Annotated in this window: 21 protein-coding genes; 12 read left to right on the forward strand and 9 right to left on the reverse strand. The window is 63.9% G+C overall.

The window, feature by feature from the left end:
• The first annotated feature begins 69 nt into the window (after positions 1-69).
• Together ACW5CM_RS04150 and ACW5CM_RS04155 are read left to right on the forward strand one after the other, a co-directional pair.
• The gene (locus ACW5CM_RS04150) at positions 70-1,650 is read left to right on the forward strand and encodes a cell wall-binding repeat-containing protein (RefSeq protein WP_457124258.1); all 1,581 of its coding nucleotides are present in this window, start codon (positions 70-72) and stop codon (positions 1,648-1,650) included.
• A 70-nt stretch (positions 1,651-1,720) separates the two neighbouring features.
• Positions 1,721-3,016 carry a nucleotide sugar dehydrogenase gene (locus ACW5CM_RS04155; protein ID WP_439254876.1) on the forward strand — a complete coding sequence of 432 codons (1,296 nt, stop codon included), beginning with the start codon at positions 1,721-1,723 and terminating at the stop codon, positions 3,014-3,016.
• 22 nt (positions 3,017-3,038) lie between these two features.
• Here ACW5CM_RS04155 and ACW5CM_RS04160 read toward each other — a convergent pair whose 3' ends face one another.
• The gene (locus tag ACW5CM_RS04160; RefSeq protein ID WP_457124259.1) at positions 3,039-4,124 is read right to left on the reverse strand and encodes a Fic family protein; all 1,086 of its coding nucleotides are present in this window, start codon (positions 4,122-4,124) and stop codon (positions 3,039-3,041) included.
• Positions 4,125-4,231: 107 nt separating this feature from the next.
• Between ACW5CM_RS04160 and ACW5CM_RS04165 the strand changes: the two genes are divergently transcribed.
• Complete coding sequence (locus ACW5CM_RS04165; protein ID WP_438253506.1) at positions 4,232-5,590, forward strand: HNH endonuclease signature motif containing protein; 1,359 nt, start codon at positions 4,232-4,234, stop codon at positions 5,588-5,590.
• A 27-nt stretch (positions 5,591-5,617) separates the two neighbouring features.
• Here the strand turns inward: ACW5CM_RS04165 and ACW5CM_RS04170 are convergent, their stop codons facing one another.
• Genes ACW5CM_RS04170 through rfbA form a run of 3 tightly spaced genes read right to left on the reverse strand, consistent with a single transcriptional unit; the run spans position 5,618 to position 8,894 of the window.
• Positions 5,618-7,030, reverse strand: a complete 1,413-nt coding sequence (locus ACW5CM_RS04170; RefSeq protein ID WP_457124260.1) for a sugar nucleotide-binding protein — start codon at positions 7,028-7,030, stop codon at positions 5,618-5,620.
• On the reverse strand, positions 7,027-8,025 hold the full coding sequence (gene rfbB, locus ACW5CM_RS04175; RefSeq protein WP_457124261.1) for a dTDP-glucose 4,6-dehydratase: 999 nt from the start codon (positions 8,023-8,025) through the stop codon (positions 7,027-7,029). Before rfbB ends, ACW5CM_RS04170 begins: the two co-directional genes overlap by 4 nt.
• Complete coding sequence (gene rfbA / locus ACW5CM_RS04180; RefSeq protein WP_439254871.1) at positions 8,022-8,894, reverse strand: glucose-1-phosphate thymidylyltransferase RfbA; 873 nt, start codon at positions 8,892-8,894, stop codon at positions 8,022-8,024. The genes rfbB and rfbA overlap by 4 nt, the downstream gene beginning before the upstream one ends.
• A gap of 103 nt (positions 8,895-8,997) precedes the next feature.
• Here rfbA and ACW5CM_RS04185 point away from each other — a divergent pair, with 103 nt between their 5' ends.
• From ACW5CM_RS04185 to ACW5CM_RS04195, 3 genes are read left to right on the forward strand one after another with little or no spacing between them, the layout of a single operon-like run.
• Positions 8,998-10,932, forward strand: coding sequence for a DUF6541 family protein (locus ACW5CM_RS04185; protein WP_457124359.1), 1,935 nt, complete (start codon positions 8,998-9,000; stop codon positions 10,930-10,932).
• A gap of 19 nt (positions 10,933-10,951) precedes the next feature.
• Positions 10,952-11,692 carry a glycosyltransferase family 2 protein gene (locus tag ACW5CM_RS04190; RefSeq protein WP_438253510.1) on the forward strand — a complete coding sequence of 247 codons (741 nt, stop codon included), beginning with the start codon at positions 10,952-10,954 and terminating at the stop codon, positions 11,690-11,692.
• Positions 11,689-12,075, forward strand: coding sequence for a DUF2304 domain-containing protein (locus tag ACW5CM_RS04195; protein WP_438253511.1), 387 nt, complete (start codon positions 11,689-11,691; stop codon positions 12,073-12,075). Before ACW5CM_RS04190 ends, ACW5CM_RS04195 begins: the two co-directional genes overlap by 4 nt.
• Here the strand turns inward: ACW5CM_RS04195 and ACW5CM_RS04200 are convergent.
• Positions 12,060-13,073: a glycosyltransferase gene (locus tag ACW5CM_RS04200; RefSeq protein WP_439254870.1), complete on the reverse strand. Its 1,014-nt coding sequence runs from the start codon at positions 13,071-13,073 to the stop codon at positions 12,060-12,062. The genes ACW5CM_RS04195 and ACW5CM_RS04200 overlap by 16 nt on opposite strands.
• Before the next feature lie 57 nt (positions 13,074-13,130).
• On the opposite strand from ACW5CM_RS04200, the gene ACW5CM_RS04205 reads away from it, so the two are divergent.
• The 3 genes from ACW5CM_RS04205 to ACW5CM_RS04215 are packed head-to-tail and all read left to right on the forward strand — an operon-like array spanning position 13,131 to position 16,104.
• On the forward strand, positions 13,131-14,108 hold the full coding sequence (locus tag ACW5CM_RS04205) for a glycosyltransferase (RefSeq protein ID WP_457124262.1): 978 nt from the start codon (positions 13,131-13,133) through the stop codon (positions 14,106-14,108).
• On the forward strand, positions 14,105-15,358 hold the full coding sequence (locus ACW5CM_RS04210) for a lipopolysaccharide biosynthesis protein (RefSeq protein WP_457124263.1): 1,254 nt from the start codon (positions 14,105-14,107) through the stop codon (positions 15,356-15,358). Before ACW5CM_RS04205 ends, ACW5CM_RS04210 begins: the two co-directional genes overlap by 4 nt.
• Positions 15,355-16,104: a glycosyltransferase gene (locus ACW5CM_RS04215; RefSeq protein ID WP_438253515.1), complete on the forward strand. Its 750-nt coding sequence runs from the start codon at positions 15,355-15,357 to the stop codon at positions 16,102-16,104. The genes ACW5CM_RS04210 and ACW5CM_RS04215 overlap by 4 nt, the downstream gene beginning before the upstream one ends.
• Here the strand turns inward: ACW5CM_RS04215 and ACW5CM_RS04220 are convergent.
• The 4 genes from ACW5CM_RS04220 to ACW5CM_RS04235 all read right to left on the reverse strand — a co-directional run bounded on the left by ACW5CM_RS04220 (position 16,101) and on the right by ACW5CM_RS04235 (position 20,441).
• Complete coding sequence (locus ACW5CM_RS04220) at positions 16,101-17,177, reverse strand: acyltransferase family protein (RefSeq protein WP_438253516.1); 1,077 nt, start codon at positions 17,175-17,177, stop codon at positions 16,101-16,103. The genes ACW5CM_RS04215 and ACW5CM_RS04220 overlap by 4 nt on opposite strands.
• Entirely contained in the window at positions 17,174-18,310 is a 1,137-nt protein-coding gene (locus tag ACW5CM_RS04225; RefSeq protein WP_438253517.1) for an NAD-dependent epimerase/dehydratase family protein, read from the reverse strand. Before ACW5CM_RS04225 ends, ACW5CM_RS04220 begins: the two co-directional genes overlap by 4 nt.
• A 49-nt stretch (positions 18,311-18,359) precedes the next feature.
• A complete protein-coding gene (locus ACW5CM_RS04230; RefSeq protein ID WP_438253518.1) occupies positions 18,360-19,244 on the reverse strand; it encodes a glycosyltransferase family 2 protein in 885 nt (294 codons plus the stop codon).
• 66 nt (positions 19,245-19,310) lie between these two features.
• Positions 19,311-20,441 carry a cell wall-binding repeat-containing protein gene (locus ACW5CM_RS04235; protein WP_457124360.1) on the reverse strand — a complete coding sequence of 377 codons (1,131 nt, stop codon included), beginning with the start codon at positions 20,439-20,441 and terminating at the stop codon, positions 19,311-19,313.
• Between the two features lie 214 nt (positions 20,442-20,655).
• Here ACW5CM_RS04235 and glf point away from each other — a divergent pair, with 214 nt between their 5' ends.
• The 3 genes from glf to ACW5CM_RS04250 are packed head-to-tail and all read left to right on the forward strand — an operon-like array spanning position 20,656 to position 23,358.
• Complete coding sequence (gene glf / locus ACW5CM_RS04240) at positions 20,656-21,792, forward strand: UDP-galactopyranose mutase (RefSeq protein ID WP_438253520.1); 1,137 nt, start codon at positions 20,656-20,658, stop codon at positions 21,790-21,792.
• 10 nt (positions 21,793-21,802) lie between these two features.
• The gene (locus ACW5CM_RS04245; RefSeq protein ID WP_438253521.1) at positions 21,803-22,621 is read left to right on the forward strand and encodes an ABC transporter permease; all 819 of its coding nucleotides are present in this window, start codon (positions 21,803-21,805) and stop codon (positions 22,619-22,621) included.
• Positions 22,621-23,358 carry an ABC transporter ATP-binding protein gene (locus ACW5CM_RS04250; protein ID WP_438253522.1) on the forward strand — a complete coding sequence of 246 codons (738 nt, stop codon included), beginning with the start codon at positions 22,621-22,623 and terminating at the stop codon, positions 23,356-23,358. The genes ACW5CM_RS04245 and ACW5CM_RS04250 overlap by 1 nt, the downstream gene beginning before the upstream one ends.
• The last annotated feature ends 75 nt before the right edge of the window (positions 23,359-23,433 follow it).

Raw genomic sequence — 23,433 nt, forward strand, 5'->3', positions numbered from 1 at the left:
ACGACGCCGATGCTGTTAGCGTGTCGGATGGCTGTGGCGACCAGAAGGCCGCGCCGTGGAGAGGCTGAAATGTCGAAAGCGCGTGTCCTGGCGTTTGTGCTGAGCGCGTTGATCATCTCGAGCGCGGCGGCGGTGGTGTCGACACCGGCGTATGCGGGCACCGCGGCATCAAGGATCGCCGGTTCAGACCGTTACGAGACCGCCGCCGCGGTCTCACAGGCGGCCTTCGGCGATCCGAAGGCGGTGGAGGTGGTATTTGTCACCACAGGGGCATCGTTCGCCGACAGCCTGAGCGCCGGTCCCGTGGCGACTGTACGCAACGCCCCGGTGCTGCTTGCGCACAACAACGGGCTGCCGCGCGCGACGATCGATGAGCTCCGTCGGCTGTCGCCAAAGGAGATCGTCATCGTCGGCGGCACAGGTGTGATCTCGAGAAGCGTCGGCGATCAGCTGAAGAGCTATGCGGCGACTGTGACACGAACCGGCGGAGCCGATCGCTATGACACGTCGCGACTGGTGGTGGAACAGGGGTTCCCGAACGGCACGGGCACTGTCTATGTCACGGCCGGACGCACGTTCGCCGATGCCGTTTCGGGCGGCGCTCTCGCCGCGGCGAAGAGCGCACCGCTGTTGCTCATCGACCCGGCACTGCCGCGCCTGGACGCCGCGACAAAGCAGACGCTGGGGAAGCTCGGAGCATCACGGCTCGTAGTCATCGGTGGGCAGGGTGCGCTCTCGAGCGCATTGGCACAGGAAGCAGCTGCCGTCACCGGGGCGAAGCCGTCGAGACTGGGCGGAGCGGACCGCTACGAGACCAGCGCCGTGGTTGCGGGCGAGTTCGGTGTGATCGACGAAGTGCTTCTCGCCACCGGCACTGATTTTCCTGACGCGATCTCGGCGATCCCGCTGGCGGCGCGGCGCGGAGCACCCGTCGTGCTCACGATCCCGTACTGCGTATCAACAACGACAGCCAGAATTACCAGCCAGCCATCGGTCAAGACGCTAACCCTGATTGGCGGCGTCGGTGCACTCCGCGGTCTCGTCGGCAACCAGCACGGCTGCTTGAGCACGACGGATCCCCACAGCCCCTGGCTGGTCGTGAACAAGAAGCGTCCGCTTCCGTCGTCCCATGAACCGGCCGATATGCGTCCTGTCAACGTGCGTAACGTCGGCGGAGGGTGGATGCGTCGGGAAGCGGCCGGAGCTCTCGAACAGCTCTTCGCGCACGCGAGCGCAGAGGGGGCGGGCGCGATGGGGAATGCCAGCGCACATCGTTCGTACTCGTACCAGCAGCAGCTGTTCGACAGTGCTGTCCGTCGCAAGGGCATAGCTCAGGCCGAGATCGACACTGCTCGGCCAGGATTCAGCGAGCATCAGAGCGGCATGGCCATCGATGTCGTCGCCTGCGGCAACGGATGCGGAAGTATCTATGGGTTCGGCGGCACACCGCAGAGTCGCTGGGTCAACGACAACGCGCATCGTTTCGGGTTCATCGTCCGCTACGAGCCTGGCTACCAGCACATCGCCGGATACATGAGTGAACCGTGGCATCTGCGCTATGTCGGCGCTGCCTTGGCAACCGACTACAAGGCGGGTGGCTTCCACACCCTGGAACAGTACTTCGGACTCCCGGCTGCGCCGCACTATTGATCGGTTTCGTGACGAGCGCGGCGGGGTGCCCGCCCAGCCCATCGCTGATCGCGCGCCTAGAATAGAACCCATGCGCATTGCTGTCGTCGCCCTTGGAAAGATCGGGCTTCCCCTCGCCGTCCAGTTCGCCTCTTCGGGGCATGATGTGATCGGCGTCGACGTCAATCAGAAGGCCGTTGACACGATCAACGCAGGTCTCGAGCCGTTCCCTGGCGAGGCCCACCTGCAGGAGAAGCTCGCCGAGCTGATCCCTGCTGGCCGTCTGCGAGCCACCACCGACTACGCCGAAGCGATTCCGGGTGCGGATGCTGTCGTGCTTGTTGCCCCCGTCTTCGTCGACGACGAGACGTGGGAGCCCGATTTCAAGTACATGGATGCTGCGACGCGATCCCTCGCCGAGCACCTCACTCCTGGCACCCTCGTCTCCTATGAGACGACCCTGCCTGTCGGCACCACGCGCAACCGCTGGAAGCCGATGATCGAATCCGGATCCGGCCTCACCGAGGGCGTGGACTTCCATCTCGCGTACTCGCCGGAGCGTGTGCTCACCGGCCGTGTCTTCGCCGACCTGCGCAAGTACCCCAAGCTCATCGGTGCGCTGTCGGATGAGGGCAATCGTCTGGCTCGCGAGTTCTATGAGGCCGTGCTGCAGTTCGACGAGCGGCCCGACCTTCCCCGGCCCAACGGCGTGTGGGACCTCGGCACCACGGAAGCATCCGAGATGGCGAAGCTCGCCGAGACGACATACCGCGACGTCAACATCGGGCTGGCGAACCAGTTCGGCCTGTTCGCCGCGGCCAACGGTATCGACGTCTACAAGGTGATCGAGGCGTGCAACTCCCAGCCCTACAGCCACATCCACCGTCCAGGGATCGCCGTTGGTGGTCACTGCATCCCGGTGTATCCGCGCCTTTACCTGTCGACAGACCCGGATGCTGACATCGTCCGCGTTGCCCGCCAGCTGAACGCGTCGATGCCCGAGCGTCTGGTTGCCCAGGCTGCGGGCATCCTCGGGGATCTCACCGGACAGCGTGCTGTCGTACTGGGCGCTGCATACCGCGGGGGAGTGAAGGAGACGGCGTTCTCCGGCGTCTTCCCGACGGTCGCCGCGTTGAAGGATCGTGGTGCGGATGTCGTTGTCCATGACCCGCTGTACACCGACGACGAACTGCGTGCCCTTGGCCTTGAGCCGTATGCGATGGGCGGCGAGGTGGATCTCGCGGTCCTGCAGACGGATCACGCCGAGTACAAGCAGCTTGCGCCAGCGGCCCTGCCCGGTGTGAAGCTGCTTGTCGATGGTCGCGCGGCGACGGATGCCGACCTGTGGGCCGGCACGCCGCGCATCGTCGTCGGCACCGCTGCCTGAGTAGACGGCGTCCGGTAGCGTCTCAGCCGCGCCGGCGTCGCGCCCTCGCGCCGAACGCATCGAGTGCGGCGAGAACCTCAGGTGCTTGCCAGATGCGGTTCCGCCTGCCCGTGCTGATTTTGGTGAGGATGCCGGCATCGACGAGCCGGTCGATCGCCCCCTGCGCTGCGACCTCGCTGATTCCCAGTTCGGCTGCCGTGGTCTTCGTGTTCACGACTGGCTGACGCAGCAAGTACTTCTTCACCAGGTGCACCGAAGAGTCGCTCCGAGCGATGACCTGACTGTCCCAGTGCTTCTCTGCGGTCTGAATATCGTTCACGAGCGCGCGGCCATTTGTCACAGCTGCGAATGCCGCCTCAGCGACGATCGCCACGATGACGTCCGGGCGGCCTGCCCGATACTCGGTGAGCGCGTCGAAGTACGCGTCGGTGTCCTGCAACAGCCCCGCGGAGACCGGCACAGTGACATTGCGAGTTAGCCGGCCATGACGGAGCATTCCCTGCAGGAGTGCGCGCCCGGTTCGACCGTTGCCGTCAGGAAAGGGATGGATCGTCTCGAACTGTGCGTGCGCGATCGCCGCCTGCGCGAGCACGGGCACATCGGTGCGCCGTGCGAAGCCGACCATGTCAGCGATCAGAGCAGGAACCCGACTCTGATGTGGTGGTACAAATATCGCGGCATGCGGAGATATGTTCCCGCCGCCGATCCACACTTGCTGTTCCCGCCACCGGCCGACGAACTCTGGTGCAGTATCCCGCAGCAGCGCATCCTGCATGGCGAGGATCGAGCTCTCATCGAGTCTGTCTGACAGGGCGATAGCTGCGTTCATGGCACGAACATTCGCAACAACCAGTTGTGCGTTACTGGACCTCGATTCTCCGATCTCGGCGAGGGCCACCTGCTTGGCACTGGAGGTGAGGTTCTCCACTTCTGAGCTGGATGCGGACTCACTACGCAACAGGATTGCCGCGAAGGGCGCAGCGATCATGCCCGCTTCGGTGTCGAACCGTGCCAGCTCCTGGCTTGCATCATCTGCCAGCGCGAGCGTCGCGGCAGCAAGTTCCACAGGGGCATTCGCGATGAAAGCCGGGACCCCATTCGTGGTCATCACGCGATCATACCGAAGGCTAGTCGTTTAGCCTTTGGTATGGAGTCAGTCGCCTTCTCGCACATCGTCGAAAGTGCAATGTCCGTGGCCCGGTGTTCAATGAAGTTATGACCGAATCGACGATGACGGCCCCGGAGCAGCAGGTGCTCCTCGGCGACGTCGTGTCGACTCTGATCACCGTTGAGCGCACGATCCAGCAGATGAACGCGCTGCGTTCCTCGTTGCTGGCCACGGCCGACACCATTGCTGATCATGACGAAGACATCACTGATCTGAAGTCCCGAGAACTCGCTCATCGTGCCGTCGCAGCCGAGATCGGCGCGGCAATACGGGTCTCCGACCGCACCATTGAGGCGCAGATGGGCGATGCCGCCCTGCTTCGTGATAATTTCCCGCTTACGGCCGCGGCGTTCAGTAGGGGAGAAATCTCCGCCGCTCATGTCCGAGTGATCACTGAGGCGGGGGCTCCGATTGAAGATGCGTCACAGCGCGCAGCTTACGAGAAGGCGGTACTTGCTCGAGCGCTCGAGGAATCTCCGAACCGGCTACGTCCGTATGCGAAGCAGCTCTCGGAGCGGTTCCGTGAAACATCGTTCGCTGATCGTCATGCCGAGGCTCGTAAGAAGCGCGGCGTCTGGACACGCACGTTAGAGGACGGGCAGAGCGACCTCGGAATCTCTGGTTCCACTGCTGTGATCCGTGGGATCTTCGAGCGTCTCACGCAGATGGCGTTCGCAAAGAAGAAAGAGAACGACCGCGCGGCGAAAGAACACGCGGGCGATCCAGACTTCACACCGGACACCCGGACGCTCCGAGAGATTCGTGCCGATATCGCCGCTGACCTGCTGCTGACTGGCACTCCCACCGGACACGACGCCGGGGACAGCCTCTTGGGTGCCATTCAAGCCTTTGTCGAGGTGACGATTCCTCTGCTCACGCTCACCGATCTAAACGACACGGCACCGCCGGCACATCTGGAGGGTGTTGGTCCGATCGATCCCGACACGGCACGTATTCTCGCCGGAAACGCACCCGGATGGGATCGGGTGATGACAGATCCGATCAGCGGGGCTGTTCTCGCCGTTGACCGATATCGCCCGAGCGAAGAAATGCGAAGACACCTCCGGGCCCGGGATCGACGATGTCGATTTCCCGGATGCCGGATCACCGCCCGCAAAACCGACGACGACCACACCGTTGATCATGCCCTGGGCGGCGCAACCGACATCGACAACCTCTCGGGCAAGTGTCGCCGGCACCATGTCACGAAGCACCACACCCCGTGGAAGGTTAAACAGCTCCCAGGTGGTGTTTTGGAGTGGACCAGCCCGATCGGCCACGTCTACGTTGATCGCGCGCCGGGCGTGACCGGGCATGTGACCTTCGAAGATGTCGCACTGCGAGTGCAGGGCCCGGTTACACCCGAGAATCCGTGGCACGACGGCGAAGGAAACGCACCGTTCTAACGACGATGCGTGGACCTATCACACGGCCTAGCAGCCGAGGTACTCCGCCAGTGCTTCTGCGCCGTCACGGGGAAGGAACCCGGTCGCGGTGATCTTCGTCAGATCGAGGACGCTGTTCAGCGGGCGTGGCGAGACCGGCGTGGTTGCATTCGCAAAATAATCCGCGGTGGTGACGTCGCTGACACGCTCCGGGTCGTGGCCGGTGACACGGTAGACCTCGCGCGCGATGTCGGCCCAGGAACGGGGCTCACCGCTGCTGGTGACGTTGTACGTGCCGTACGCGGCGCCCGAATCCAGCAGATGCTGGATGGCAGCGGCGATGTCGGTGGTGAATGAGAGCCGGCCGATCTGGTCGCTGACGACCTTCGGATCGACGCCGCGTTCGGCGAGCGATGCCATGGTGCGCACGAAGTTGTTGCCCTCGCCGATCACCCACGAGGTGCGCACGATGTAGTGGCGGGCCACGGTGACAGCCGCAATGTCGCCGGCCGCCTTGGTCTGTCCGTATACGCCCAGCGGCGCGAACGCCGCATCCTCGGTATAGGCGCCGTCGAAGCTGCCATCGAACACGTAGTCGCTGGAGACGTGCACGAGCGTGATGCCGTTCGCATCGGCGATGCGGGCGAGCGCGGCGACGGATGCTGCGTTCGCCTGCCACGCGGCCGCACGGCCTTCTGCTGTCTCGGCTGCATCAACGGCCGTGTATGCGGCAGCGTTGATGATCGTGCCGTAGTCGCGCCAGCGGCGTGCGGAGACGAGATCGGGAGAGGTGACATCGAGCTCAGCACGGGTGACGTACTCGATGTGTGCGGCATTGCCGAGACGCCCGCGCAGCGCGAGGCCGAGCTGTCCGCCAGCGCCGACGACGAGTGTCTTTCGCGGAGAGACCGGAGATACCTCAGCCAGACGCGGGTGGGCCTTGTCCTTCTCGGAGATCTCCACCTCGCTGAGTGGAATCGGCCACTCGATCGCCGCAGTCTCATCGGCGAGGTTCAGGAACGCGTATTCGGCATCGGGCGACCAGTGGTCGTTCACCAGATACGCGTACGCCGTGTTCTCTTCGAGCGTCTGATAGGAGTTGCCCACGCCGCGCGGGACGAAGATCGCTCGTGACGGGTCGATCTCGGCAGTGAACACTGCGCCGAACGTGGGCCCTTCACGAAGGTCCACCCACGCGCCGAAGATCCGGCCGGTAGCAACGGACACCCATTTGTCCCACGGCTCGGCATGGATGCCACGGGTCGTGCCGATCGCGTCGTTGAAGGAGATGTTGTTCTGGACGGGACCGAAGTCCTCCAGCCCCAGTGCGGTCATCTTCTCGCGCTGCCAGTTCTCCTTGAACCAGCCTCGCGAATCACCATGCACGGGCAGGTCGAACAGCACCAGACCCGGAATCGTGGTCTCGATCTGCTGCAGCTGCTTGCCAAAAATCTCGCTCACTGGCCTTTTCCTGCGTAGAAGGCTTCGGTGGCGTCTTTGGATGGCGCCCACCAGGACTCGTTGTTCCGGTACCAGTCGATCGTTGCGGCAAGGCCTGCTTCGAAGTCGGCGAACGCGGGCATCCACCCGAGCTCGGTGCGCAGTCTGGTCGAATCGATCGCGTAGCGCAGGTCATGACCTGCCCGGTCGGTGACATGCTCGTACGCATCGGCGGGCTGACCCATGATGGTCAGGATCAGTTCGACAACGTCCTTATTGTTCTTCTCCCCGTCCGCACCGATGAGATACGTCTCCCCGTTCACACCCTTGTTCAGGATCGTGAGCACGGCAGAGGAGTGATCATCGGCGTGGATCCAGTCGCGCACGTTCTCCCCGGCCCCGTAAAGCTTGGGACGGATGCCGCGGATCACGTTCGTGATCTGACGCGGGATGAACTTCTCCACATGCTGGTACGGACCGTAGTTGTTCGAGCAGTTCGACAGCGTCGCGCGCACCCCGAACGAGCGCACCCACGCCCGCACCAGCAGGTCGCTGCCGGCCTTGGTCGACGAGTACGGTGACGAGGGGTTGTACGGGGTGGTCTCGGTGAACCGCTCCGGGTCATCCAGCTCCAGATCGCCATATACCTCGTCCGTGGAGATGTGATGAAACCGGGTGTCATACTTCCGGGCGGCTTCCAGCAGCGTGTACGTGCCGATGATGTTCGTGTCCAAAAACGGGCGCGGATCATCCAAGGAGTTGTCGTTGTGGGACTCGGCGGCGTAGTGCACCACCGCATCCGTGGTCGCGAACAGCTCATCCACCAACGGTGCATCCGTGATGCTGCCATGCACGAACGTGACCCGATCCGCAGGCAGTCCCGCCAGCGACTCACGGTTGCCCGCATACGTCAAAGCGTCCAGCACAGTGACATGGTCATCGGTGTTCTCGATGACATGGTGAACGAAGTTCGACCCGATGAAACCGGCCCCACCGGTCACAAGCAGACGGCTCATACGTGTCCTCTCTTGAGCAGATCCAACAGGTACGTGCCGTACCCACTCTTCACGAGCTTCTCCGCCCGCACCCGCAACTCGTCATCGGTGAGATATCCCTGACGCCACGCGACTTCTTCGGGCACACCGATCTTCAACGCCGTGCGGCGCTCCATCGTGCGCACATAGTCCGCAGCATCCGTCATCTGATCAAACGTCCCGGTATCCAACCAGGCAGTGCCGCGCGGAAGAACCTCGACCTGCAACTTGTCGCGCTCCAAATACGCCCGGTTCACGTCCGTGATCTCATACTCACCCCGCGCACTCGGCGCGAGGTTCCGGGCGATCTCCACAACATCGTTGTCATAGAAATACAGGCCAGGCACGGCGAAATTGCTCTTGGGCACAGCAGGCTTCTCCTCGAGAGAGATTGCTTTGCCTGCGCTGTCGAACTCGACCACGCCATACGCTTCGGGCTCCGCGACCCAGTACGCGAACACCGCACCACCGTCGATGTTCTCAAACCTCTGCAGCTTCGAACCCAGCCCCGGCCCGTACAGCAGGTTGTCACCCAGAACCAGCGCGACACTGTCATCGCCGATGAAGTCCGCACCGATCGTGAACGCCTGAGCCAACCCATCGGGAGACGGCTGCTGCGCGAACGTCAGATTGATGCCGAACTGCGAACCATCGCCCAACAAACGCTCGAAATGCTCCGCATCATGCGGCGTCGTGATCACCAGAATGTCCCGAATGCCCGCAAGCATTAACGTCGACAACGGGTAATAGACCATCGGCTTGTCGTATACCGGGATCAACTGCTTCGAGACACCCAACGTAATCGGGTGCAACCGGGTACCAGAACCGCCCGCAAGAATGATGCCTTTCACGTGTCCATGGTGTCATATTGCTCGCAGTCGATGCGCAGGCTGGCGCAAGCACACGGACTATTCTGTTCAGTGGCCACGGCAGGAAGGTAAACGCTTCGTGGAGATGCTCGAATTACTGTGGCCGGTGCTTGTGGCGCTCGCGCTGTTTGCGGTTCTGGGTTGGACGCTCGCCCGACTGATCGGGTTGCGGGGCCTCTGGGCCGCTGCCGCGGCCCCGGCATTTTCCACCACCGTCGCCGGCGTCGGCAGCACGGTCGCCGGCTGGATCGGCATGCGCTGGTCAGTTGTGCCCGCATTGGGCGTTGCTGTTCTGATCGGTGTGGTGATCGTCATCGTCCGCCGAGTGACGGGTTCACGCGAGGTCGTGCGGTTCCCGAGGCGGTATCGCTGGTGGACGCTCGGCGTGCTTGCTGTGACCGGCCTTGCCATCGCCCTGCTGATCTTCCGGGTGCTCGGTACACCTGATGCGATCTCGCAGACTTTTGACAACATCTTCCATCTGAACGCCATCCGCTACATCACCGAGACCGGCATCGCCTCGTCTCTGCAGTTGGGCCAGATGACGAGCCCGAGTGGCGGAATCCCGTTCTATCCGGCTGCCTGGCACGCGCTGGCGGCGATCGTGATGCAGCTGAGCGGTGCGAGCATACCGCTGGTGATCAACGCCATGTCGTTCTCGGTTGCTGTCGTCGTCTGGCCGGTCGGCGCTCTACTGCTGGCACGCGTGCTGCTCGGCTCGGCACCCTCGGTGATGGTGGGCGCGGGGATCGTCGCGGCCGCCGTTCCCGCCTTCCCGCTGCTTCCGATGGACTTCGGCGTGCTGTATCCGTACCAGCTCGCACTCGCGCTTCTTCCGGTGACGCTTGCCGCAACCGCATCGCTGCTGGGAATCGGACACCACGCTAAGCGTCTGCCTGCCGGCTGGTGGGCTCTGGTGCTGATCGGTGCCCTGCCGGGGCTCACCCTTGCTCACCCCGGAGGATTCGTCGGTTGGCTCGCGCTGAGTGCGCCGATGTTCGTCGTGTTCGGCGTGCGGCACTGGCGCGCATCGACGTCGCGCTCGAGGCGCATAGCGGTGATCGTCGCGGCGCTCGTCTACGTGGCGGCCGGCGTGCTGCTGCTGCGTGCCTTGCGTCCACCGCTCGCAACACGCCAATGGCCGACCGAGTCGGGGATGGGCGAAGCCATCTGGCAGGTGCTGACAGTGACGCTGTTCTACCCGGCTGGCGCCTGGCTCGTCGGCATCTCGATTCTGGTCGGCCTCTACTGGGTGGTGCGTGAGCGCAGCGGCGAAGTGATGATCGCAGCGGGCATGTGGTTCATCGGCGCGGTGCTGTTCGTCGCCGCCGAGGCTCTGACCTGGGGAAACCTGCGCGATGCCCTCACCGGCAGCTGGTACAACAACTGGCCGCGTCTCGCTGCGCTGCTGGCCGTTGCGCTGGTGCCGTTGGCAGCACTCGGAATCGCGCGCACAGCGGATGCCGTCACCGCCGTCGTACGCCGGCGCCGGGTACCCGCAGCCAAGCGACTGACCCTCGCGATCGCAGCATCCGTCATCGCCTTCCTCGTCTTCCATATCCAGGTCACGCCTCAGGCCGAGGATTGGGCGAACAACGTCTACGGCGCCGATGAGGACTCCTACCTGCTCACCGCTGATGAGACAGCGCTGTTGGAGCGGGTGGATGAGATCGTGCCGCAGGATGCCGTCATCGCCGGAAGCGCCTATACCGGTGCGAGCCTCGCCTATGCCCTCGCGGATCGCCAGGTGCTGATGCCGCACGCGCTGATGGACATCTCACCCGATCTGGAGCTCATCAACGAGCACCTGGCCGACGCCGTCGACATGCCCGAGGTGTGTGCGGCTATCGATGCTCTCGGCGTCGATTATGTCCTGGACTTCGGTGCCGATGAGGTTCACGAAGACGATGAGAACCCGCTTCCCGGTGTGCAAGAGCTCCAAGACTCACCCGCCGTGCAGCTGGTCGACAGCGAGGGCGATGCGAGACTGTATAAGGTGATCGCCTGTGGGCGCGGCTGAGCTGATAGGGGACCGAGGAATGACGCAAGGGCAAGATCGCGTCCTCGTGCTCGTACCCGCATGGAACGAGAGCCGCAACGTCGGTATCACCGTCAAAGAGATCCGTGCGGCCTCAGCAGACTTCGATGTCGTCGTCATCGATGACGGCTCCACCGACGAAACCGCTCGCGTCGCCCGCGAGGCGGGTGCTGTCGTGCTGTCTTTGCCGTTCAACCTCGGTGTCGGCGGTGCCATGCGCACAGGATTCACCTATGCGGCACGGCATGGATACACCCGCGCGATTCAGGTGGATGCTGACGGGCAGCACGACCCAGCCGATATCGAGCGCGTTCTCGCCGGTCTTGCCGAGGCAGACATCTCGATCGGTGCGCGCTTCGCTCAAGTCGGCGAGTACACCGTGCGGGGCCCGCGCCGCTGGGCGATGCTGGTTCTCGCCCGTGTCGTCTCGCGAATCGCCAAGACACGACTCACAGACGTGACCAGCGGTTTCCGCGCAGCCAACCGTCGGGCGATCGAACAGTACGTCAGCTATTACCCCGCCGAGTACCTCGGCGACACGATCGACTCGCTTGTCGCGGCTGTGCATTCGGGCCTCAGCGTTGCGCAGGTCCCCGTTGCGATGCGGCCGCGTGCACATGGCAACCCCAGCCAGCACCCGGTCGGCGCCGCCGTCTATCTGTTCCGCTCGGCTTTCGCGCTGCTGCTTGCCGTGATGCGAAATCCCGCTCGGCGCTCTGAGCCGAAAGTGAGCGCAGCATGATCGTCATCGCGGGAATCGTCCTCGCCGCCGTCATCATCGCCGTCGTGCTGTGGATGCTGCTGACCCGCCGCCTGCGCGAAAAGTACGCGGTGCTGTGGCTGCTGATCGCGTTGGTCGTGCTGGTGATTGGCCTCTTTCCGGGCATGTGGGAGGGGCTCACCCAACTACTCGGCGTGCAGCTGCCCTCGAACCTGCTGTTCGCCGCTGCGCTGCTGCTGCTGCTCGGCGTGACATTTCACCTGTCGTGGGAACTCAGCAGCGCTGAGGACGAGATCCGACGGCTGGCAGAGGAGTCCGCGCTGCAGCGTGCCGAGATCGAGGATCTTTCCCGTCGGATGCAGCAGTGGGAGAACCAGGCAGGCGGCGGTCAGTCAGAGGACTGAGCGGCCATACGAGCCGCGGCCCGACGTCCACCGCTGAGCGCACCGGCGAGCCAGCTCGCCCGATACTCGAGCACGAATCTCCGCGGCACGTCGCCGTCTCGCTGAGCTGACTGCAGCAGCCTGTTCAGCGCGCCCCAGCGTCGTCCGGCACCGAACAGAGCATCCATGCCGGGGGCGATCGAACTGCGTCGCGCCTGGAGAGTGTCGAACATGATCTGGCGCCAGCCGACATACGTCCAGAACGTCATTCGCGCCAGTGCCCGGGGCGATCGCGATCCTTCGTAGCGTTCGGCGAGGCCCAGGACGTTGCGCACCGATGCGGCGATGCCGGTCTTCTCCAGGCGGCTCGGGTCACCGAAGACATTCGCATCGTGCTGCACATAATCCTGTACGACGTCGTCGACGATGCGCGTTCCGCGGTGCGCGCCCGCCACGACGGCCAGCCAATGGTCGTGGGTCGCGACACGCGTCGACACCCGGGGGAACGGCAGCGCATCATCGAGAATCTCGCGATCGAAGAGGCACAGCGAACCGGTGAATTGGTTGGACAGCATGGTGAGCACAGCGCCATGGTCTTGGCGGTCGGTGACACCGGTGACGGTGCCGGACGGGTGCTGCACGAGCCGTGCCTGTCCCGAGATCAGCGAGACGTCATCGAGGTGAGGGAGGAGCCTCTCGAGCTTGTCCTCGTCCCAGCGATCGTCCTGGTCGCAGAGCGCTATCCACGCGGCATCCCCAGCGACCGCCCGCAGGCCATGCTCGAAGTTCAGATAGAAGCCGCGCCGAGAGTCATCGCCGATGACGCGGAAACGCTCATCAGCGTTGGTGAGCTCGGCGACAAGTGCTGCCACCGGCGCCCGTTCACCATCGACGGAGATGATGCACTCCCAATCGCGCACGGTCTGCGTTTGTAGGGAGCGCAGCTGGACGCTGAACAGCTCCGGATCGGGGGAGTAGGCAGCCAGCACGATTGCGCCGAGGCGGCGTTCGGGACTCATCGAGCGCCTTCCTGTTCTGAGGTTCGCATCAGCGAATGAGGCTAGTCTAGGTGGGCGATGAAACCGAATCTCCACGCGCCGGTATGGGCGGTCTTCTCCACGTATCGGCCGGGTGCATCGGCAGAGCGTGCGGTGGCCTCTGTCATCGATCAGGTCGACGGTGTCGTCGTCGTCGACGATGGCACGGGACCAGACGCGGACGATGTACTCGTCCGTCTGGCAGATCGCGGCGTCATCGTCGTGCGTGAGTCGGAGAACGTCGGTATCGCGCAGGCACTGAACGACGGTATTCGCGCTGCCCGTGACCGCGGTGCCCGCCAAGTTGTCACGTTTGATCAGGATTCGGTCGCAACGGCCGGCTTCATCACCACGCTGGTGGCCGTTGCGGCGACCGCGAGCGCTGACGGCGTGCACGTGGGCGTCGTCGTCCCCGAATTCTTCGCAGCCGTTCGCCAGGCGCGCGGCGAGAGCGCGCCGGTGTACGCACCCGCGGCGAACGTCATCCAGTCGGGCATGCTGATTCCGGCATCCGTCATCGACGCCGTAGGCGACCTGCGGGCCGACTTCTTCATCGATCTGGTCGACACCGAGTATGAGCTGCGGCTGCGCCGTGCGGGTTTCACGGTGCTCGCCGCCAGCGGCATCCGTCTGGGGCATGCCCTGGGCACTCAGTACCGGCGTGAGCTGTTCGGGCGCCCGGTGCGCCTGCCGGGCATCCCGCCGGAGACCACACTCAGCACGCCTTTCCGCTACTTCTACCGGGTGCGCAACCGTATCGTCCTGAACCGCGAGTACCTGTTCGCTGCCCCGAAGCAGATTCTGCGCGACAGCCTCCTCGACGGCATCCATTTCGTCAATGCACTGTGGGTAGCTCGCCCGCGACGTGCGCTGTGGCGGGTGTACCGCGCGGCGATCTCTGCGGCCGTCCGCGGTCGGATGGGGCGGATGCCCGCAGGCCTCGCACCGATCGCTGCGACCATCATCTGGAACGCTCCGGTGTTTGAGGCTCCTGTGCTCGAGGGGGAGCAGGCGTGAGCTCGGCCGGCATCCGCGGCGTAGCGGGGCGACTGAGCGGCTTTACCGTCTCGGTGATCATCGTGACGCTGCTCGGCATCGTCGCGATCCCATTGCTGACCGACACTGTCGGAGAGGCCACGTGGGGCACGCTGGTGCTCATCCAGACCGTCGCCCAGTTCGGCGGCATTCTCGTCGCCTTCGGGTGGGGAGCGGTGGGCGCGGCGAGCGTCGCCAGCATCGCCGAGGAACGACGCCCTGCCTTTTTCCGCCGCTCGCTGCAGGCTCGCGCCGTCCTGTACGCATGCGTTTTCCCCCTGATCGCGCTGCTGCTGATCGCGCTCACCCACGGGGATATCGGCATCTCGATCCTCGGCGCTGCCGTCTACCTGCTGCCGTACCTCGGTGCGAACTGGTACTTCACCGGCGAGGGGCGCCCGAAGCGGCTCCTACTCTTCGACACCGTGCCCATCGTCATCGGCGGTGTGCTCGGGCTCGTCGGGGTCTGGTTCACTCACGAGCTTTGGGTATACCTGGTCTTCCAGGGGCTCGGCTACCTGGCCGCGGTGAGCATCTCCGCGCTCGTCGTGCATCGCTCGCCGCAGGATGCCGACTTCGAAGACCGCACGCCGTTGAAGACCCTGCTGGCGACGCAGCGGCATGCCGTCTCGGCAACACTGGTGACCAGTCTCTACATCACGCTGCCGATGCTCGCTGTGTGGATATTCCTGCGGCCGTTGCAGCCGATGTTTGCGCTGGCCAACCAGCTGTTCCGGTATGCATCGATCGCGCTGCTGCCCATCCAACAGTTCTTCCAGAGCTGGGTGCCGGCGAACGATGGCGGGCGTCCCCGGCGGATGCGCATCGCGACCGTCGCGGCCATGGGTATTGGGATCATCGGCGGCACGCTGATCGCGTTCCTCAGCCCCTGGGCGTCGACGCTGCTCTCGGTCGGCACCATTTCTGTGCCGCTGTCGGTCTCGCTGCCGCTGGGCGTTGCTTTCGTCGGCATCGCCACTGCCGCCGTGGTCGGCTACGCCAGTCTGGTGAGCCTCGGCCGGGTGCGCGCTCTCGCCGTTTCGACCATGATCGGCGCGGTCGTCGGAGCCCCGCTGATCATCCTGTTCGCGATCCTCGGCTCGGTGCCCGCCGTCGCCTGGGCCGTTGCGATTTCTGAGTTGTGCGTTGGCGGATACCTGCTGTGGGTGCTGCGCACGGCGTTGCGCGAGCACCCCGTGCGTCCCATTGACGCCGCAGAGGAGAACGCATGAGCGATGTCCGTGTCAGCGTGTGTATGGCGACTTACAACGGTGCCGCCTACCTGCAGGAACAGCTCGACTCGATCCTCGCGGAGCTGGAACCGCAGGACGAAGTCGTCATCGTCGATGACGCATCCTCAGATAGCACCGTCGCGCTGCTGTCAACGGTCGATGACCCGCGCGTGCGCGTGCATCCGCGGGGAAACAACCGCGGGTACGTGCGCACCTTCGAAGAAGCGCTCGGTCTGGCCACCGGCGATGTGCTGATGCTCAGCGACCAGGACGATATCTGGGTGCCAGGCCGTCGCGCATTGTTGGTGGATGCGACGCTCGACCATGCCGTCGCAGCATCCAATCTCGTCCTACTTGGCGACGATTCGCCGTTGCGCTCGCCGCTCACCGGGCGGGACTGGCTGCTGCGCGCCGAGGACGGCGCGCGCACGGCTTACAACCAGCGGCAGATTCTGATGGGCGATGCTCCCTACTTCGGGTGCGCGATGGCGATCCGCCGCGACTTCCTGGCTACGGCCCTGCCGTTCCCTGACTATCTGGACGAATCGCACGACCTGTGGCTCGCCACGCTCGCCAACGCCTGTGGGGAACTGGTCCATGTCGCCGCGCCCACCGTGCGCCGCCGCATCCACGATTCGAATGCTTCGAGCGAGCGCCCGCGCGGAGTCCGTCAGGCTCTGCAATCGCGGCTGTTGCTGGTGCGACTGTGGCGTGAAGCGCGCCGGCGCGCGAGAGCCCGCGCCTAGGCCGGAGCAGGAGCCGGAGACGCTGCGCGGCCGCGTGCGAGGCGCATCACAGGTCGTTCCACGAACAACCAGCTCGCCGTCGCGAGAAGAGCAGTCACGACCGTCGTGATGAGGATGTACACGACGATGCCGAACTGTGCACCGCCGAAGATCAAGACCAGCTGCTGCATCGGCCAGGCGTAGATGTAAAAGCCGTAGGACACGTCGTTTTTGGCTATCCACTGCGGCTGGCGCACGATCGTCGACAGATACAGCAGCGCGTAGCCGAGGAACGGCGCGGCCAGCGGTCCGCCGGCGACGGGCACGAACACCATGAGCACCGCAGCGATCGGGATCGACACGAGGCCGATCAGCGGCACGAAACCCCACCGCTGCACGATGAGGTAGATGAGGGATCCGCCGAGGAAGTACGGCAGCAGGCGTGCGAGCAGCTCGAAGTCACCGTTCAGGCCGCCGGTGATTCCCATCGCGGTGACGATGCGCACGAGGACCGACCCCGCCCACAGCGCCGCGACCAGCAGCACCGAGCGGCGGAAGATGGCCAGAGCGCCCAGTACCCAGACGATCAGATAGCAGATGAACTCGAAGTACAGCGTCCACAGCGAGCCGTTCCACGTGTTGGCGTAGGGGACCGCGCTCAACGACTGACCGATGCCGTAGTGATCGATGTGCAGGAACAGGTTGCCCCAGATGTACTCCAGCGGAGTGGGCCCGGTGGTCAGATACCCGGACAGTGTGCCGTGTGTGGCGAGCATCGCGATCGGCGCGAAGACGAAAGCGGTGACGAGCAGACAGACCAAGAACGCCGGCATGATGCGTGCTATGCGGTGCACGAGGTAGGTGCCGGCATCCGTACGCAGGCGCGATCGTGTGATCAGGAAACCGCTGATGACGAAGAAACCGATGACCGCCCACCCACCGAGATTCTCGCCGTTGAATCCGGGCGACCAGTCGTAGCCCGCGGTGAAGAAAGCGTGCGCGACGAGCACGAGGAACGCCAGGATCAGTCGGAACAGGTTCAGACTGTTGGCGCGGTAGGGGAATTCTCGCGGCTCGTGCAGCGGACGACTCACTTCAGAAGATTCCGCTGGGCCATCTCATCGAGCGAGCGCTGATAGGAGTCCTCTTCGACAGGTTCGGTCAGAACCCATTCGGCGAACTTCTTTACCCCGTCGCGGAACGTCACCGCCGGCGTGAAGCCGAGCAGTTCTGTCATCCGGGTGGTGTCGGCGATATTGTGGCGGATGTCACCGAGGCGGTAGTTTCCGGAGATGTGCGTCGGGACCTCGCGGCCGAGACCTTCGAACAGCGCCTCGACAACCTCGTTCACGGTCGTACCGACGCCGGAGCCGACGTTGAAGACTTCACCGGCCGCAGCCGGGTGCGTGGCTGCGAGATAGGTGGCTTCGACGATGTCGTCGATGTAGACGAAGTCGCGGCTCTCCTCGCCATCCTCGAAGATGTTGATCTCTTTGCCCTGGCGGATGAGGGTGGAGAAGATCGAGAGGATGCCGGTGTACGGGTTCTTCAGCGACTGGCCGGGGCCGTACACGTTCTGGTAGCGAACCGAGGTTCCCTCGATGCCGATGGTGGGGGCGACGGTCATGACCATCGACTCCTGCATCTGCTTAGTGATGCCGTAGACGGATGACGGATGCAACGCCGCAGACTCGTCGGTGGGGATGAGCTCGAGCGCGCCTTCGCCCGGGTGGTGCACGTCGAAGTCGCCCGCCGCCATGTCTGCATCGGCGCGGTGTCCGGGGTAGATGACCCGGCCGTCTTCGGTGCGATATGCGCCCTCGCCGTAGATCGAGCGCGACGAGGCGATCACGACTCGGCGCACCGTGTGCTCCTCGTTAGCGAGAATGTCGAGCAGCTTCGCGGTGCCACCGACGTTCGCGTTCACGTAGCGGTCGATCTCATACATCGACTGACCGGTGCCAGTCTCTGCTGCGAGATGGATGACGATCGTGGCATCCTTCAGCGCACCGCGCAGGTCATCGGTCGATGTGACTGTGCCCTCGATCACACGGGCGACGCCATCGAGCGAGCGCAGCAGGGGAGAGGTGGTCGCAGGGTCCGTCCCATGCACCTGCGGCGACAGCGAGTCCAAAACGGTCACCGTGTGCCCGTCCTGCTGGAAGCGGCGAGCCAGGTGCGAGCCGATGAATCCGGCTCCGCCCGTAATGAGCAGGTGTTCGGCCATGGGGTGAACCTCTCCAGTGATGCGATCTCGTCGTGGCGCCGCGGTCATGTCACAGCGCGAAGATATGAGCCAGAGTCGACTTTAGTCCAGCGCGGTTGCCGTGCCGAAGAACGCCAGGAAGCTCCGTGACCGCGTGCAGACGCCCCATGAGACGGATACGGGAAACGCGGGCGGTGCGCCGCCAGCCCTGGGCTTTTGCAAGAGCGCGTGCGGTGGCGTAATAGGCGCGCTCGTCCTGGAACCGCCGGCCATCGAGCAGCGTCTTCTGCGAGGCGCTTGATCCGTGGCGGCGATAGGAGAACGCGACCGGCGGCGTGTAGACGAGCGAGCCGCCGTCGAGTGCGATGTCGACCAGAAGCGCGAGATCCTGGATGATCGGGAGGCCTTCGCGGAAGTCGATGCGCTGCAGCGTCTCGGTACGAAATGTCAGCGACGGCCAGTACAGCCAGTCGCCGCGCAGCAGGCTGGTGGCCATCTGCTCTCCGGTGAGGATCGTTTCGCCTCCGCGCGGGGTGAGCAGGCTCTGCTTGATGCGATCCGCGAGAGGGCGAATGGTCGTGCCATGCTCATTGATGACCTTCACACCGGGCTGGATGACGTCGGCCATCGGATGCCGCTTGATGGCATCGGTGACGACGTCCACGTAATGCGGGTGCAGCAGATCGTCGCATCCGAGAATCGTGATGTACTGGCTGGTTGCCCGGCGAATCGCCTCACGGTAGTTCTCGGTGATGCCGAGGTTCTTCGGGTTGCGCACATAGGTGATGCGCTCGTCGGTGTACGCGGCCATCCGCTCCGGAATCGACTCATCCGGATAGCAGTCGTCGATGATCGTCATCTCCCAGTCGGGATTGCGCTGGGCGAGCACCGAATCGATCGTCTCGAACAGGAGGTCAGGGTCGCCCCAGAAGGGCACGAAGATCTGCAGAGTCATGGCAGTGCCAGTCTAGATTCTCTGCCTGAGATTCTTCGTGCTCGCCGTGCGTTTGCGATATCGGCCTCAGCGCTTCGACTTTCGGTAGCCTGCCCGCTGGGCGGCCGCTTCGGTCGCGAAACACTCCTCCGGGTTCGTCTTCTCGTAGAACGCGCCGCCGGGGACGTGGTAGATCATCGAACTTGCGTTTCCCTTGATCCGTGCCCAGTCTGGGCAGTTCCAGGTGTCGATCGGCTTCGTGCGGTCTGGGCGGGGCGGTGCAACGGGGCGGGGCGGTGCACAATTAGCATTCTTCGCGGACGCATCACTCACAACGCTGGTGCCGCCGAGTACGACAGTGCTGGATGCGCCGAGACGCGAGACAGAAGCGCGGATGGCCGGGGGAGCACAGTTCGCCTGCGTGACATACACCGGCGCGCCGAGGCTGCCGGCGAGGGCTGCGCCAGCAAGGGCGTCCGGGAAGTTGGCGCCTGTCGCCAGGAACATCGTGTTGCTGCTGCCCGCCGGAAAGTGCGCGTCGTTGATCGCCGCTGCTGTTTCGAAACGTGAGGCACCGCCCAGGCGCTGAACGGTGAATCCCAGGGCCCTGGCATGCGCGCCAATCCCCGTTGACACGGCACCGGGACCACCAGCAATGGTGACCGAGCGCACATTCAATGAACGCAGCAGTTTCACGGTGGCATCCGGAATCTTGGAGCTTGCACCGTCGACGAGGACGACAGGTGCGTCCAGCAGACCGGCAGCCCCGGTGGCAGCGAGCGCATCGGGGAAGGTCCGCCCCGTTGCCAGCAGTGCTGTGCTGCTGGTGCTGAACACGCTCTTGATGATGGTGCGCGCAGTCTCGTACCGGTCAGTTCCTCCGAGACGCGTTATCTTCGGCGCGAGAGGCTTCAGCGCATTGAAGACCTGAGCATTGACCGCTCCCGTGCCCCCGATGACGTAGATCTGCTGGGGTTTGAGTCGCTGGATCTCAGCACGAACGTTCTTCGGCAACGCATTGGCCGGCGTCAGCAAGAGGGGCCCGCCAACGAGCGAAGCCGCGGCCGCGGCCGAGAGCGCGTCGGGGAAGTTGCTTCCAGTGGCGACGAACACAGCAGGAACGCCAGCGGAGTAGCGCTTCGAGATAGCCAGTGCAGTCTCGTATCGGTTGGCGCCGGCCAAGCGTGTGACACCGGGGTTGAACCCTGTTGTGCTCATCGTCACGGGAGCATCTTCCGATGGCGGTTGCTCAGCAGCAAAGGCGGCGGTCGGAGCCATCAGGCTGCCGACAAGAACAGCGCTCGCAAAGAGCGTCAGGGCGCGGAGGAACATCGTTTTTTGTACCTTTGGGTCGCAGGGTAAGCGCTTCAGATTGCGCTGTCTGAGGTCAGCATAGTGAAGCTCACAGATTTGCGCCGATACGATGTACCCCATGGATCTTCTTGTTGTGGGCTCTGGTTTCTTCGGCCTTACCATTGCAGAGCGTGCCGCGGATGCTGGCCGTAAGGTGACTGTGATCGAGCGTCGCTCTCACATCGGCGGTAATGCTTATAGCGAGGCGGAGCCGGAGACGGGGATCGAGGTGCATCGTTATGGTGCGCACCTGTTCCACACGTCGAATCAGACGGTGTGGGAGTACGTGAACCGGTTCACGACGTTCACGAACTATGAGCACCGGGTGTATACGAACCATAAGAGTGTTGTGTATCCGATGCCGGTGAACCTGGGCACGATTAACCAGTTCTTCCAGGCTGCGTATTCTCCGGATGAGGCGCGTGCGCTGATCCGTGAGCAGGCGGGGGAGTACGACGTGAAGTCGGCGGCGAACTTCGAGGAGAAGGGGATTGCGCTGGTGGGGCGTCCGTTGTTCGAGGCGTTCTTCCGTGATTACACGGCTAAGCAGTGGCAGACCGACCCGCATAAGCTTTCCGGTGACATCGTCAGTCGCCTCCCTGTCCGCTACAACTACGACAACCGGTACTTCAGTGACACGTGGGAGGGTTTGCCCACGGACGGGTACACGGCCTGGTTGGAGCGGATGGCGGATCACCCGAATATTGAGGTGAAGCTGAACGTTGATTTCTTCGATGAGTCGCAGCCGCTGAATCGTAAGGCGCTCGTCGGGCAGGTCCCGATCGTGTACACCGGTCCGGTGGATCGGTACTTCGACTATGCCGAGGGCGAGCTGAGTTGGCGCACCCTGGACTTCGAGCAGGAAGTGCTCAATATTGGTGATTTCCAGGGCACTCCGGTGATGAACTATCCGGACATGGATGTCCCGTTCACTCGCATCCACGAGTTCAAGCACTTCCACCCGGAGCGCAAGGACGTCTACCCCACGGACAAGACGGTCATCATGCGGGAGTTCTCCCGTTTCGCGGAGAAGACGGACGAGCCGTACTACCCGGTGAACACTCCGGCGGATCGTGAGGGGCTGCTTGCCTACCGCGAACTGCAGAAGGGCGAGCAGGACGTTCACTTCGGCGGACGTCTGGGCACCTACCAGTATCTCGACATGCACATGGCAATCGGCTCGGCGCTGACCATGTGGAACAACACCCTCGCCTAAACTCAGAACCGTGAGTCACGCCGCTGTCGGGGCGCCGGGTACGCCCCGGCGATACCTGCATTCGTTGTGGCTGCTTTCTGGTCGCGATCTGAAAGTTCGTTACGCGACGAGTTTCCTCGGCTACCTGTGGTCGGTGCTCGACCCCCTGGTGATGAGCCTGATCTATTGGTTCGTCTTCACGCAGGTATTCCAGCGCGACGTCGGCCAGGATCCGTACATCATCTTCCTGATCACCGCGCTGCTGCCCTGGGTGTGGTTCAACACCTCGGTCTCGGACTTCACGAGGGCCTTCAAGAAGGACGCGCGCCTGGTCCGCTCAACGAATATCCCGCGGTCGATCTGGATAAATCGGATCGTGCTGAGCAAGGGCCTGGAGTTCCTGTTCGCTCTCCCCGTGCTCGCCGTCTTCGTGATCATCAACATGCTGGTCGAGACGAACCCCGACAAGGTGGTCCAGATCGGCTGGGGCATCCTGTGGTTCCCTGTTGCCATTGTGCTGCAGGTCATCCTGCTCATGGGGCTCGGCTTACTAGTGGCACCGTTGTGTGCGCTGTACTCCGATCTGGAGCGTACGACGGGGCTGATCCTGCGTGCGCTGTTCTACGCGACCCCCATCATCTACAGTGTCTCGAATCTGCCCGCTCCGTTCGACACGATCGCCTCGTTCAACCCATTGGCCGGCATTTTCACGCTGTATCGGATGGCGTTCTTCCCCGGCGAATGGCAGCTGACCACGGTGCTCATCGGGGCCGTGATGAGCCTCGCCATCTTCGCGCTGGGGTCATGGGTGTTCCGCACACTTGAGCGCCCCGTGCTGAAGGAGCTGTGATGACTGCTGCGATCGAGGTCAAGGGGCTGGGCGTGCACTTCCGCCGCAACCGACGGGGGCGGCGCAACTTCAAAGACCTCTTCGCCGGTGCATCCCGGCGCAGCCGTCCCGGGCAGTTCTGGGCGCTGCGCGACGTTTCCTTCACAGTGCAGGCGGGGGAGTCGATCGGCGTGGTCGGCCGCAACGGTCAGGGCAAGTCGACGCTGCTCAAACTCGTCGCCGGTGTTCTGCTGCCCGACGAGGGCTCCGTCTCCGTTAACGGCGGTGTCGCTCCGCTGATCGAACTCACCGGTGGTTTCGTCGGCGATCTCACGGTGCGCGAGAACGTGCGCCTCATGGCGGGTCTGCACGGCATGCCGCGCGAGGAGGTCACTCGGCGGTACGACAGCATCATCGCCTTCGCGGAGCTGGAGCAGTTCCAGGAGATGCCGTACAAGCACCTCTCCAATGGCATGAAGGTGCGCCTGGCTTTCTCCGTGATCTCCCAACTCGACGAGCCGATCCTGCTCGTGGATGAGGTGCTCGCCGTCGGCGACAAGGGATTCCGCGACAAGTGCTATCAGCGCATCGACGAGCTGCTCGCCGAAGGGCGGACGCTGTTCTTCGTCAGCCATAAGGAGCACGACCTGCGTCGCTTCTGCACGCGGGGACTCTACCTCGACAAGGGCGGCCTGGTCCTGGATGCCCCCATCAATGAGGTCCTCGACCGCTACAACGCCGATTCCGCCGCTCGCTGATTCCTCCTCGCCCTTCGTTCCCCACCCCTTGCGAGTGTCCAGTTGTGGCTGGGTTTCGCGTGATTTTCGAGCCAC

It is taken from the genome of Microbacterium wangyouchuni (assembly GCF_054072595.1).

Bases quoted from the DNA above. Each gene is read 5' to 3' on its own strand.
- ACW5CM_RS04150 (WP_457124258.1), top strand. From the start codon at position 70: ATGTCGAAAGCGCGTGTCCTGGCGTTTGTGCTGAGCGCGTTGATCATC.
- ACW5CM_RS04155 (WP_439254876.1), top strand. From the start codon at position 1,721: ATGCGCATTGCTGTCGTCGCCCTTGGAAAGATCGGGCTTCCCCTCGCC.
- ACW5CM_RS04160 (WP_457124259.1), bottom strand. From the start codon at position 4,124: ATGACCACGAATGGGGTCCCGGCTTTCATCGCGAATGCCCCTGTGGAA.
- ACW5CM_RS04165 (WP_438253506.1), top strand. From the start codon at position 4,232: ATGACCGAATCGACGATGACGGCCCCGGAGCAGCAGGTGCTCCTCGGC.
- rfbB (WP_457124261.1), bottom strand. From the start codon at position 8,025: ATGAGCCGTCTGCTTGTGACCGGTGGGGCCGGTTTCATCGGGTCGAAC.
- ACW5CM_RS04185 (WP_457124359.1), top strand. From the start codon at position 8,998: ATGCTCGAATTACTGTGGCCGGTGCTTGTGGCGCTCGCGCTGTTTGCG.
- ACW5CM_RS04190 (WP_438253510.1), top strand. From the start codon at position 10,952: ATGACGCAAGGGCAAGATCGCGTCCTCGTGCTCGTACCCGCATGGAAC.
- ACW5CM_RS04195 (WP_438253511.1), top strand. From the start codon at position 11,689: ATGATCGTCATCGCGGGAATCGTCCTCGCCGCCGTCATCATCGCCGTC.
- ACW5CM_RS04200 (WP_439254870.1), bottom strand. From the start codon at position 13,073: ATGAGTCCCGAACGCCGCCTCGGCGCAATCGTGCTGGCTGCCTACTCC.
- ACW5CM_RS04205 (WP_457124262.1), top strand. From the start codon at position 13,131: ATGAAACCGAATCTCCACGCGCCGGTATGGGCGGTCTTCTCCACGTAT.
- ACW5CM_RS04215 (WP_438253515.1), top strand. From the start codon at position 15,355: ATGAGCGATGTCCGTGTCAGCGTGTGTATGGCGACTTACAACGGTGCC.
- ACW5CM_RS04225 (WP_438253517.1), bottom strand. From the start codon at position 18,310: ATGGCCGAACACCTGCTCATTACGGGCGGAGCCGGATTCATCGGCTCG.
- ACW5CM_RS04230 (WP_438253518.1), bottom strand. From the start codon at position 19,244: ATGACTCTGCAGATCTTCGTGCCCTTCTGGGGCGACCCTGACCTCCTG.
- ACW5CM_RS04235 (WP_457124360.1), bottom strand. From the start codon at position 20,441: ATGAGCACAACAGGGTTCAACCCCGGTGTCACACGCTTGGCCGGCGCC.
- glf (WP_438253520.1), top strand. From the start codon at position 20,656: ATGGATCTTCTTGTTGTGGGCTCTGGTTTCTTCGGCCTTACCATTGCA.
- ACW5CM_RS04250 (WP_438253522.1), top strand. From the start codon at position 22,621: ATGACTGCTGCGATCGAGGTCAAGGGGCTGGGCGTGCACTTCCGCCGC.